Origin of the sequence: Lewinella sp. (assembly GCF_050633125.1) — a bacterium.
In the GTDB taxonomy this organism is placed as follows: Bacteria; Bacteroidota; Bacteroidia; order Chitinophagales; family Saprospiraceae; genus Lewinella.
The window spans coordinates 20,634-32,796 of the sequence record NZ_JBOEFX010000007.1 but is presented as its reverse complement, the minus strand read 5'-3'; the positions used below and the strand labels follow the sequence as shown (position 1 = coordinate 32,796).

General features: G+C 46.2%; 10 protein-coding genes and 1 pseudogene. 2 read left to right on the top strand and 9 right to left on the bottom strand.

Annotated elements, in window-relative coordinates:
- Positions 1-75 precede the first annotated feature (75 nt).
- From ACRBG0_RS01325 to ACRBG0_RS01295, 7 genes and pseudogenes are all read right to left on the bottom strand, one after another.
- Positions 76-1,446: a hypothetical protein gene (locus tag ACRBG0_RS01325; protein WP_431485133.1), complete on the bottom strand. Its 1,371-nt coding sequence runs from the start codon at positions 1,444-1,446 to the stop codon at positions 76-78.
- Positions 1,447-1,457: 11 nt separating this feature from the next.
- On the bottom strand, positions 1,458-2,015 hold the full coding sequence (locus tag ACRBG0_RS01320; RefSeq protein ID WP_431485132.1) for an RNA polymerase sigma factor: 558 nt from the start codon (positions 2,013-2,015) through the stop codon (positions 1,458-1,460).
- 93 nt (positions 2,016-2,108) lie between these two features.
- The gene (locus ACRBG0_RS01315; RefSeq protein WP_431485131.1) at positions 2,109-3,131 is read right to left on the bottom strand and encodes a hypothetical protein; all 1,023 of its coding nucleotides are present in this window, start codon (positions 3,129-3,131) and stop codon (positions 2,109-2,111) included.
- 309 nt (positions 3,132-3,440) lie between these two features.
- On the bottom strand, positions 3,441-4,337 hold the full coding sequence (locus tag ACRBG0_RS01310) for a flavin reductase family protein (protein ID WP_431485130.1): 897 nt from the start codon (positions 4,335-4,337) through the stop codon (positions 3,441-3,443).
- Positions 4,338-4,480: 143 nt separating this feature from the next.
- Complete coding sequence (gene fahA / locus ACRBG0_RS01305; protein WP_431485129.1) at positions 4,481-5,716, bottom strand: fumarylacetoacetase; 1,236 nt, start codon at positions 5,714-5,716, stop codon at positions 4,481-4,483.
- A 55-nt stretch (positions 5,717-5,771) separates the two neighbouring features.
- Positions 5,772-5,957: pseudogene (locus ACRBG0_RS01300) on the bottom strand (four helix bundle protein); the annotation flags it as partial.
- 197 nt (positions 5,958-6,154) lie between these two features.
- On the bottom strand, positions 6,155-7,315 hold the full coding sequence (locus tag ACRBG0_RS01295; protein WP_431485128.1) for a homogentisate 1,2-dioxygenase: 1,161 nt from the start codon (positions 7,313-7,315) through the stop codon (positions 6,155-6,157).
- A 331-nt stretch (positions 7,316-7,646) separates the two neighbouring features.
- Here ACRBG0_RS01295 and ACRBG0_RS01290 point away from each other — a divergent pair, with 331 nt between their 5' ends.
- Complete coding sequence (locus ACRBG0_RS01290; RefSeq protein WP_431485127.1) at positions 7,647-7,916, top strand: hypothetical protein; 270 nt, start codon at positions 7,647-7,649, stop codon at positions 7,914-7,916.
- 256 nt (positions 7,917-8,172) lie between these two features.
- Here ACRBG0_RS01290 and ACRBG0_RS01285 read toward each other — a convergent pair whose 3' ends face one another.
- On the bottom strand, positions 8,173-10,179 hold the full coding sequence (locus ACRBG0_RS01285; protein WP_431485126.1) for a DUF3857 domain-containing protein: 2,007 nt from the start codon (positions 10,177-10,179) through the stop codon (positions 8,173-8,175).
- Between the two features lie 599 nt (positions 10,180-10,778).
- On the bottom strand, positions 10,779-11,474 hold the full coding sequence (locus ACRBG0_RS01280; protein ID WP_431485125.1) for an outer membrane beta-barrel protein: 696 nt from the start codon (positions 11,472-11,474) through the stop codon (positions 10,779-10,781).
- A 205-nt stretch (positions 11,475-11,679) separates the two neighbouring features.
- Here ACRBG0_RS01280 and ACRBG0_RS01275 point away from each other — a divergent pair, with 205 nt between their 5' ends.
- Positions 11,680-12,039, top strand: a complete 360-nt coding sequence (locus ACRBG0_RS01275; protein ID WP_431485124.1) for a hypothetical protein — start codon at positions 11,680-11,682, stop codon at positions 12,037-12,039.
- The last annotated feature ends 124 nt before the right edge of the window (positions 12,040-12,163 follow it).

Here is a 12,163-nt window from a genome sequence, read left to right as displayed (position 1 = left end):
CAGTGCGATCATACATTCAGGCTGAGCTCACCGCACCTCGCACCCCGCACATAACGCACCACTAATATTCCGTCATTATTCCCTCCGCCAGCTCACTCCTACACTCCAATCCGTTCGTAAGGCGCTGCGTTTCAATCCATATATTTCTGATTCTCCTAGCGCCTGATAGCTGACTCCTGGCCGGAAATGTAACCGAAACTGCTGCCCCAGCGGATAACTCAACTGCGGCTGTAGATGATAGGAAAGATAAACATCGGGGTAGGGAGCACTGGCAGCACTATAGGTGAATACCTCCCCCGAAGCATTCAGTGACCTGCCAGCGGTCTCCAATATCAGATTCAACCCTACTCCGGCATTGATACCCAGTTGCAACTTTTTGCCTTGGCTGCTCCATCCTGCCAAGAGCGGAATGGTCAGCGTTTGCACACTGTTATGGTGCTTCACTTCCCGGAGTCCTATTGCATTAATCAGGTCTGCACCAGGAATGTTATTGCGGTATATCATCGTGTCCCAGCTCCGAGTATATTCAAAAACAGTCCGGCTATAGGTGTAGTGGAACCCACTAATAAGGTCAATAGACGATGATACCGGCAGCCGTATTTCCAGCGCCGTAGTGAGCCCCGCCTCCGACTTGTGTAGGTCGTCAAGCTGTTGGGCAAAGGGGCTGTCATCTCCGGTTGATCGTTCTTCCCAAAAAGAGATACCGGTAAAGAATTCCAGACTTAGTGGCTGTGCCTTGGTTTTGCCGACAACAGGCGCAGGCAAGACAATCGCTGGCAATGCTAATGCTCTAGGCGTGACTGCCAAGCTGGTTAAAGGATCAATAAGCTTCGCAACAACAGTTAGCGTAGTGTTTTCTTCGGTACTTATTCCATAGGTCGTTGCTGTAAGTGTTATGGGCAATGCTCCTTCTTTGTGTTCATTTGCTGGGATTGCGGTATTGGCTATAGCGTTGTTTTCTGTTTCTATAAGGTTCTTCTTATCCGTTACTGTGGCAGGGTTTGAATTTCCTTTTCCTTCAAGTACTGCAATATCTTTCTTTGCAGTTTGGCTCAAGGCAAGGTCATCTCCAGATAAAGAAATAGCGATTTCTGCTGTATGGTCAGCGGGATCTAGTGAAAAGTTGGTGTGCCTTCGTTCATGAGCAGTAGCGGCCGCTGTATTTACTGTATTTGTGTTGTTGATAGCTTCGTCTCGAAGAATAGCAGTGGCTTCAGTGCCTTTCTTTGTCCCTTCTGCAACTGTAAAATAGGAATAGTACGCCCCCGTAATTATTCCGAATAGCAAAAATAACACCAGGCTCACCCATAACCATGCCTTCCGTTCGGGCTTTTCCTCTGGCGGCAAAGCACTTTCGATATTGGCCCAGAGCTGATCGGGGTCTACCCCTTCGGTAGACTGGCCTTCTTTGAATCGTTTTTGATATTCGTCTTCGACGTAATGCATATCGGAAGGATTTAAAGCTTGTTGAGGTGTAATTTGGTTTGTAAGTGCTCCGGCAGTCTTTGCTTAAGCCAGGCCCTACTGCGGGTCAGCCGTTGCCGCGACAAGGATTCATCAATCTGTAGTAACTCGGCAATCTCCCGGTGTGAGAAGCCATCTACAACATAGAGGTTGAATACCTGAAAATACGGTTCCGGCATTTTTTTCAACCACCTCAATAAGTCTCGTTCACTAAGGGTTTTTATGATAGCGGGGTCAACAGGTGTTTCGTGTAGTGGTACAATTAATTCTTGTGTTCCTTTTCGTTGGTTGGAGCTGTTGTTTTTTAGGCAACAGTTGATCGCAATCTGGGTCGCCCACGTTTTGAAACTAGCCCGCTGGATGTCAAACTGTCGGATGTTTTTGAAAATCAGAATAAAAACCTCTTGTAGCGTATCCTGCAATTCCTCCGTATGGTTCAGGTAGCGTTTACAGATGAGGTTCAAATAGGGCATCAGTATCTCATACAACTGGCGTTGTGCAGCTCGCTCATTAGCTATACACCGTTCTATAAGTTGGATGCTTAACTCCATACACTAAGTCCTTATCAAAGGCTGCAACCAGTATGATCCTGGTTGCAGCCACCTGTTATTTGAGTAGGAACAACGTCCCAATATGCGCTAAGCTTAGATACAATCACAGGTTTGGATCACGTATCCTACTGTTCCGTCAGCCTTGATGCAGTCGTCACCAAAGTTAAGTTGTAAATCCGGACACTGATACTCGCATTCACAATCTGCAGTTACTCTACCGAAGTGGTCATCTAATGGGCAAATGTCTCCAATGTTGAGGCCCAGTTCCGGACAGTCTACGGTAGCTACTTCGCATTCACAATCTGCATTTACGGTGCCTGCCCCCATTATAGGAGTCGAGCAATCGTCGCCGATGTTCAAGCCCAGATCTGGACAGTCTACTTCCGGCAGTTCACATTCGCAGTCTGCATTTACGAAACCTACATTACCTGATGCAGTCATACATTCATCGCCAATATTCGCATTGATATCAGGACAATCATAGTTGATGACAAAGATACAGTCACAATCCTCGTTGATTATTCCAAAAAATCCACCCTGGATAAAACACGCATCACCAATGTTTGCACCCTGGTCCGGGCAGTCGTAGCTGGAGGGCAGCTCACACTCACAATCTGCATTTACAGTACCTACATCCCCCGCAGCGGTCATACAATCATCACCGATATTGGCATTGATATCGGGGCAGTCATAGCCGGTGGATGGTTCGCATTCGCAATCTGCATTTATGGTACCAGTACCTCCTGCTGGCGTCTCACATTCATCGCCAATATTAGCATTGATATCGGGGCAGTCATAGCCGGTGGATAGTTCACACTCGCAATCTGCATTTATAGTACCAGTATCTCCTCCTGGCGTCTCACATTCATCACCAATATTGGCATTGGTGTCGGGGCAGTCGTAGCTGGTGGGCAGTTGACATTCGCAATCTGCATTTACAGTGCCTACAACCCCCGCAGCGGTCATACAATCATCGCCAATATTTGCATCAATATCGGGGCAGTCAAAAACTGGTGTGAAAGAAGTGTCGTCAATATTTTCAGGATCACAGGCTACTAGGGTAGTAGCGACGAGAAATAAGGCCAAAAGGCGGCTAAATAGTTGTGTATTTGTCATCGTTTATTAATATAAGTGGTTAATAATTTTCGCTTATTCACTCTCTTATATCTATGTCGACGACGAAACGTGACAGTAGTTCTCCTTTTTTTAAAAAAATGTTGAGTTGGACAATTTAAAGCTTGCTTGGGGCCATGCCGTCTCCCGACTGATGCAGTCGGGATCGGCACCAGGCTATCTGGTCGCTGCGCTTCCGGCTATCCTTTGGCCTGCTCCTCCGTCCGCCGAGCTTCAGGCTCCGCCTTACGCACGGATTATCCTTACGTATCCTTGTGGCGTAGGCTTTGCCTCCGTCGGCATGCGTCTCCTTTACCCCTCCCAAAGCAACACCATCAACGCTTCCTCTACTTTGTCAGCAGTCAATAACGTCTGAGCATAAAGGTGCCGTGCTTGTTGATCATTCGGGCGCTCCTTTAGCAGTACTTGCATTCCAGGATCAGTACTCACAAAAGCCTTTACTGTGGCATCGTCCGGCAACTGTTCGATATTTCCCAATCGCCCTAGGTTGTTACCAGTAAGGATGGTGCTATTACGGATAGACTCTGGCAACTGATCTACACCGATGCCCAGGGTTTGGAGAGGCTTGGGGATCTCAAAAAGGGCATCACCGCTGGCCCGGCAGTACCAGCTTTCGCCCATACGGGCCACCAGGTCTAGCTTGTGGGTGTCTAGCGTTCCTTGCTCATTGAGGTATTCGTTACGGATGTGCATAGCCACGACTCTGGCAATGACCAAGTTGCCAGCACCGCCTTCCTCGCCTGTTTCTATAACCTGCTCTACTACGCATTCCATGGCTACCGGGGCTTCTCCTACACGGGGTGGCCCTACTTTGTCGGAAGCGACTTCCGTCAATCCGGCCTTCATAAACTCGTTGACCCCCTTGTCGTATTCAGTACTACTCAACGACATCTGCTCAACAATGGGGTAGTTCACAATATTGATCACCACCTCGGCCACTTCCTTGATGTTTTCCAGTGTATGTTTGGTCGTATTGTCCCGCACACGGCGTGCTGGCGAAAATATCACAATCGGCGGATTGGCCCCAAAAACATTGAAAAAACTGAACGGACTTAAGTTGACGTTCCCTTCTTTATCTATCGTACTGGCAAAAGCTATCGGCCGCGGCGCTACCGACGAGACCAAAAAACCATGTAACCTGCCCGTGGATACTTCACCAGGGATAATCGTTGTAATTCCTTTATTCATGGTTCTTTATTTTACAGAGACTATTCATTGAAGTGTGTCTGATAAATAATTATCAAAATGTATCTATTGACCCTGAGGTAATCAGTTAAGAAACTTCTGCGGGTTCTGCGTCTCTACGCGATATACTCAATTTTGTACACACTCTATTTCGCAGGCAACACCTTGGTGCGTACCTCGCCAAATCCTACCCGCATACCATCCTTCTCGGCGTGGCCTTTCATGATCACCGTATCGTTATCTTCAATAAAAGTACGCGTGCTACCATCGGCTAAGGTGACGGGTTTACTGCCCGACCAGGAAATCTCCAACATAGAGCCATAGGCACTGGCATCCTTGCCACTAATGGTACCCGAAGCCAGCATATCGCCAATACGCATGTTACAGCCATTGACAGTGTGGTGGGCCAGTTGCTGAAGCATATTCCAATACATGTATTTATAGTTCGACTGGCTCACAACATTATCCGTTCCATCTTCGGTTTCAATACTTACCGATAGGTGAATGTCGTAATTGTGTTGCCCTTCGTATTCGAGGTAGGGAAGCACTGGTGGGTCTTGTGCCGGGCCTTGTACTCGGAACGGAGCTAATGCCTCCATCGTCACGACCCAAGGAGAGGCGGAAGACGCAAAATTCTTACCCAGGAAAGGCCCAAGTGGCACGTATTCCCACTTTTGAATATCTCGCGCAGACCAGTCGTTGAAGACGACCATCCCGAAGATGTAATCCTCTGCTTCGGAGGTGCTCACTGCTTGCCCCAGCTCATTTTCTTTGCCAATGATGAAGGCGATCTCTAATTCGAAGTCCAGGCGACCACTGGCTTTGTATACCGGCTTATCAGCACCTTTAGGCATCAGTTGCCCCTTGGGGCGGTGGATAGGTGTCCCTGAAGGAATAATAGAGGAAGCCCGCCCGTGGTAACCTACCGGAATGTGCTTCCAGTTGGGCAGCAAGGCATTTTCCGGGTCACGGAACATCATCCCCACATTGGTGGCGTGCTCAATGCTCGAATAAAAGTCGGTATAGTCGCCCACGCGCACCGGCAGGTGCATCTGTGCATCACTTTGTGCGACCAACCCGGCAGGGTGTTTGGCCAGCGGAGAACCCTCGTCGCAGAGCCATTCCTGTACTCTGATACGTACCTTGTTGGTGATTTTTTTCCCTAATCCAATAAAGCGATTGAGGGTCTTCTGTTCAAATACCCAACTGTCAAATCCCAAGTCGGCAAAGTAGCCTTGCTGGCCCATTTCGCACAAATCAACAATTTGATCACCAATGGCAATCCCCGCCCGAGGGCTGAGTTTCTTGGTAGAGAATATGCCAAAAGGCAGGTTGTAGATGGAGAAGTCGGGGTTGGGGGTGGTATTAAGCCAGGGGGTCATATTATTTGGTTGTAAGTTGTAAGTTGATTGTTGTAGGTTAGGTTGATGACTAGCGTCAATTATTTCTTAGATACTTGATTAAGCCCCATGTTTGTTTTTGGGTTGTTGTAGCCAAGTCTCTCAAATATTGAGTTTCGGTTAACTCCAAATAAGATAAGTCTTCCAAGATAAAGAGCATACTTTGTACTTCATTAGTCGAACTTTGAGCTATTTCTAAATAGCGTATTTTTTCTTTATTAGAGAATCTTCCATTAACTCCTTTTCAAAGTCGGAGAGCGGAAGTGGGAAGTCGGAAATATTTTGAGTCTCTTAAATAGGGAGGTAAGCCCCATACTTTTACACTCTTACACTCTTACACTCACCCAACCCTTAAACCAATCCTACACTCTAATTAATACTTCCGATTTTCGATTTCCCACTTCCCACTTTCGTGAAAAACTAATGCTCCAACCAAGACCTAAAATACTTCCCATCGTCAAGCTTCATCGCTGCTTCTGTGAGTTGTAATGGTTTGAAGGTATCGATCATGACTGCCAGTTCCTCTGTTTTTGTCTGACCGATACTGCGTTCGTAGGCGCCAGGGTGAGGGCCATGAGGAATACCGCCAGGGTGCAAAGTGATAACACCAGGGCCAATATCATTTCTGCTCATGAAATCGCCATCCACGTAGTAAAGCATCTCGTCCGAGTCGATATTAGAGTGATTGTAGGGGGCAGGAATAGCCTTAGGGTGATAGTCGTAGAGCCTTGGGCAGAAAGAGCAAATCACGTAAGCTTTCGACTCAAACGTTTGGTGTACGGGTGGTGGCTGGTGTACGCGCCCGGTAATCGGCTCAAAGTTGTGAATGGAAAACCCGTAGGGGAAATTGTAGCCGTCCCATCCAACCACATCAAAGGGGTGAGCCTGGTAGACGTAGTCCGTTAGGGTCTGCTGCTTCTTTATTTTTACCAAAAATTGCCCCTTTTCTGTATGTGTTTCTAGATCCTGGGGGAGTTTGTAATCACGTTCGCAGAAAGGGGAGTGCTCTAGCAGTTGACCAAACCAGTTGCGGTAACGCTTGGGCGTATAGATAGGGTCAAATGATTCTGCGTAAAGGATGCGGTTCTCTTCGGTGTCAAACTCGATTTGGTAGATCATGCCCCGTGGGATGATGAGGTAATCACCATATTCAAACCTAATATTACCCACCAGGGTACGCAGTGTGCCAGTGCCTTGGTGGATAAACAACATCTCGTCCGCATCAGCATTTTTGTAAAAATACTCGGTCATCGACTTACGAGGAGCAGCCAGACCAATATGAATATCGCTATTGAGGAGTAAAGTGACTCTGCTGTCCAGAAAATCATCCTGTGGCGGCACATCAAACCCTATCAGCTTACGCGACTTCATGTTCTTAGCGACCGCTAACTTGGGGCTTACATCTACCGATTCACCTACCGACTCTACCATAGTGGGGCGATGGTGGTGATAAAGCAGCGATGACATGCCGTCGAAACCGATGGTGCCAAACAGCTGCTCGTGGTATATGCTGCCATCTGGCTTCTCGAAAATGGTATGACGCTTGGGCGGCAATTGACCTAGACGGTGGTAGATGGGCATAAAATTGGTATTTGGTTAGGACAGATGTAAAGATAAAGACAGATAGTTGTCATGGCAAATATTTTGCAGCATATCTTTCTTCCAGTCGTTATGTGGTCTTAGAAACAGCATGAAAATAAAAACCCAATATCGACTTTTCATCCAGCTTTGTCGAAAGTAAGTTACAGCGCAAAATGATTATTTGTAGATTACTGGAGAATTAAAAAAGCCCTTCTCTGACAATTTTGTGGTCAAGCTAAAGTGAAAATGTTGAGTGACTGGCAAGAAGCGTCATTTTTACTTTCGATTGACTTCAAAACACAAAAATTGTCAGAGAATAAAAAAAGCCGCTATGAGCAATGCCTATAAAGTTGAGTTTTTATCCAGCATCGAAGATCAAGAGAACCTTAAATGGACTTCTACCCCTCGCCGTCCACTGACGGGAGAAGAAGTTGCTCAAAAATTACAGCAACTAATTGATGATCATGTGCACCAGGGTTATCGCTTGCAGCAGGTCATGGATGCCCACACACGAACGTCTGACAGGTCAACCGATATGAGTCACACCCACCCGAAACCGGATGGTTTATTGGTGATTTTTGTGAAAGCTTCTATGTTTTAGGGAAGCAGTTTGCCACTTAATTAGCCACAAAACACCAAGGCACTAAAATCCACAAAAAATATTCCTTCTCTGACAATTTTTGTGGTCAAGCTAAAGCAAAAATAGTAAGTGACTGATAAGGAACGTGGTTTTTGTTTTACGATGGACTCTAAAACACAAAAATTGTCAGAGAATCAAAATATTCGGTGTAATTCCGTGTTTTTGTGCTTTAGTGGCTAAAAAAACGCTGCACCTCCGCGGCAATAAAAGTAAAATTTTACTCCTTCCTCAGTACCACCATCGCTTGCTGTTGTTCGACAACTAGATCAAAGAAGTTCTTGAGTGCAGCATACTCTTGGGCATAGAAAAAAGGATTGTCAAAGGATAGTTTTTCTATGATTTGGAGGTTGCCATTGAGTTCAATAAAACGAAGCGAATAACGCCCCTTGCCTTCGGGCAGCGCAAAGTTGATAGACTCCGGAATTTCTTCTATGACAATGCCTTCTCCCAGGTCTAATTGTAAAACGTAGACATAATCCTGCGGAACTTGCAGATCAACAGGAAAAAGCCTTGCTTCTGTAGTGAGTGGATTCTCTGGGTAATGAGAAGCCATAATTGCATTGATATAGAACAGGTTTTCATTGTTCATCACGGCTGCCGAAGCATCCATTTGTGCGGTGACATTGATATCCTCATAACTGTTGTCAAAACCGGTAGTTTCTACTGCTGACATGGTTTGCCCAGTCCATTTTTCAAGGTGTTGTTGGATATCGGTTTCTTGGTTCAGTTCTCTACGATTTTCCAGACTTGCATAGCCGGAGGCTTTGTACTTAGCGGTGCCATTGAGGGTGCCATCGGGTTGTAATGTAAGCTTCAGTTGTAGGGCTGTTTTGTGTTCGGAAGGAGCGGTCAAGTCTACCCACGAAGAGGATTCTTCAAGTATAAGACGTCCTCGGTCGTTGAGGTTATGTAGCGGTAGCAGCGGAAGTGGTACATCATTTTGGGTAGCATCTAACAAGAGGTAGCTATTGTCGGGGAGGCTAGCCTTTACGATAATATGATTAAATTGTTGTAAAGATGGGCGGGCCAGTGACAGGTAACCATTGTTGCGGGTACTTACCAAAACGGGATTGGCAGTAATGCCAGCGGCTCGTAATGCGCTAATAAGGAGGAAGTTAAGGTCGCCAGAAGTGCCACTGCTCAGTTCCAAAAGTTTAGCGGGGGTAATACCGGCAGCCAGGTCATAGCGACCATCCCACTCCAGGCGTTTTTTGACTTGCTCGTAAATGATGATTAGTTTTTCAGTGGGAGCATCAATACCACTGGTCCAATCGGCGACCATTTCTTCTACCTCTTTTTTGGGGTTCAAGTAAGCCCGATTGCCCGAAAAATTACGATAGTAAGAAGCAACATCTTCCCAGCTTTGGGAATAGTTTCGGCCTAGCTGACCGGGAAAATTAACGCTGGCCAATTCAAAATCGACCCGAAAGAAGTAATTGCTGGCTGCTGGCGAGAACGTTTCTGATTGCAGGCCAGGAATTTCTTTTGCCGACCAGCGGTAGCCCCTTGTTCCAAAATTGAGTTCTTGGTTGCCGTTGCGGCCACCGGAAAGTATTAGTGACCTGGAGCCTGTTTCAGCTACGGTATTTTCTAGGAGTCGATCATTAAAAAAGCCTTTCATATCTACCGAGTAGAAAAAATATTCCGGGAAAACAGCTTCGAAATAACTGTAATCGGTAGGTATACTTCTTTGAAAATACCAAGTCGGAATATTCGCTATATAGTCAGATTTGTAAGTGTACTTCAAATCAATAATGGCCCCTTCCTTCACTTGCGGAAAGGTAATCGTGAGTTGATCTAAGCCATCGCTGATAGATTCTTCAAAGATGCCTTCCTTGGTGAGTTTAACTTCCTCTTCTTCCCCGTTTGCTGTATTAAGGGTGATACCTTTAATATTGATGATCTCTTCTCTGGAAGAAGTGGTGGTGCTATTGGAAAGTCGAAAGATAAAGGTGGCATGATCCACGCCGGTGGCTTTTAAAATTTTGACGCGATGATGCCTTTCCATCATGAGTTCAAAACCATCGGTGCTAGGGTCATAGTCCATCCACATTTTGCCTTCGCTAAAAAGGATAACAGCCTCGGCATCGGGGTCAAGAGCGTAGGTTTTTAATTCAATTTCCTCGTCGGAAAATTTACCAAAGCGGACTTTGTTGGGGTTGACAATTTGGGCTTGCAGGCTCCAGGCGAGGCCTGCGAGTACTAATAATAGGGTGTAGCGCATAATTCAGAAAGAGATTGATTTAAATTACAATGTAGTATTTGTTTTTTGGAAAATAAAATTTTCTAAAAGGGTTAAACTGGACTTTCGGTATTTGGGCTAAACTTGTAAAGGGATGCGCGGACGATGGCATCGCCATTTTGAGTAGAGGGTAGTTAACGTATTTTTACGCTGGTCGGAGGACCAGCAGAACAGATTGTCTACCTTGGAGGGCTATAAATGCACTTCAATCGTATGATCGCACTGGTACGATTGGCGCAAAAAAATAGGCGCGCAGGCCAACAGGCCGGAGCGCGGTGCCAGGATGGCGCAAGGACAAGCGATGGGCCGGAGCGGTAGCGACTAACAGCGCGGTGCCGTAGGGGCGTTTGCAACGCAACGCCCCTACCGGCATGGCCCCTGAATAGGATCAGGGAAAGCTTTTGTGATACTAAACGTCTAGTGGATCACCCCGTGTTCTATTACACCCAAGCCTTGCTTATTTGCACCTGTGCTTCGTCTCTGAAATCCTCATGTAGCTACGGCTACACTCCGGTTTTGCTTCGCAGCTACTTCGTGGTGAGTTCCTCGCCCAAGCACCAATAAGCGGCGACTGGGGGGCACTAGAACCCTGGGCGTGCTGGTGTCGGACGTGTGTTGCCGCTGCTGGTACCCACTTTTTGTACCCCACCAAAGTAAAACTGTACACCAATGGAAAGGTCGAACTGATTGGTGCGGGTGGTGGTTTCTGTTACGATTCCGCCGATATCTGTATCAAAGGAAGAACGGGCAAAGTTGTACTTGAACAATGCCTCAATGCCAATGGCTGCATCGGAGAAGATGGTAAAGCCTGGTCCAATACCCAAAGCAAAAATGTTGGAGGTGATCTTTTGACGCTGGCCTGCAATCAGCAAATCATCGGAAGCATTACCAAAGCCGAAATCGGTCTGGAAAAATAAGGCCGTGTCGTCATTTAGAGGGAAATAATAGCGCATGAACGGACCAAAAAGCAGGTTGCTGTCTTCGTTACGATCCTGATTAGGCTCGTCAATACTACTAAAAGTGTAGTTCATGCCAAGGCCTAAGACGAAGTTGTCGACCGGAAAGTAACCGACATTGGGTGCCAGCGTAAACTGTGCAGATGAAGGCCCGTCGCCTTCGTCGTCTGTATTGGTCGACTGGAATTTGATGCTGGATTGCGCAACAGAGAATCCGACCGTAGAGCCGATCATAAAGTTGCCCTGGTCCAAAACCTGAGCGGATAAGGCAAAACCCGTGAATAAGAGTCCTACGAGTAGCCCGTACATTGATTGTTTCATAATAAGTTTTAGTTTATTGCCCCTAAAGGTAGGACATTTAGACGTTCGATGAAAGAGAAGTAACAAAGCTCATCAACTGTAATTAACTTGATGGACCTGCTTGTAAGTAAGTAGGAATATTTTGTTCCAAAATAGCAATAGGAAGTAGCTTGTTGCTGTTCGATCAAAACCATTTGCGTAACCTTTTGAAAAGCATATATGTTGTATGAAAACACCAGAAAATATTTTGCCTACAAAATTTCGGGCCGCGCTTTTGCTCAATTATGTTTTTCTGTTTGCGTTAATGGTGCTGGTACTAAATGATCATTTTTGGAAAGCTATTTACGCCAATGCTCTTACGGGGAAATTGTCAGATTTTGCCGGGCTTATTTTGCTGCCGCTCTGCCTCGCTTATGTGTTTCCTCGTTTGAAAGAACGAGCTGTTTTAGGGAGTGCGTTGTTTTTCCTTTTTTGGAAAACGCCTTTGGCAACACCGTTCATCGAATGGTATAACCTTATTACACCTATACCTATCAGTAGGGTAGTGGACTATACGGATTATATTGCATTGTTGATCTTGCCTTAGCCCAATGGATTCGGATCGCGCCAATTTTCTCTTGCAGAGCATGAATATTCCTGATTCGTCTTCTGCTTATATCGTTGGTAAAATGAATAAAATGTACCTCCGGTTGTTGAAGAAGGAACTGGTT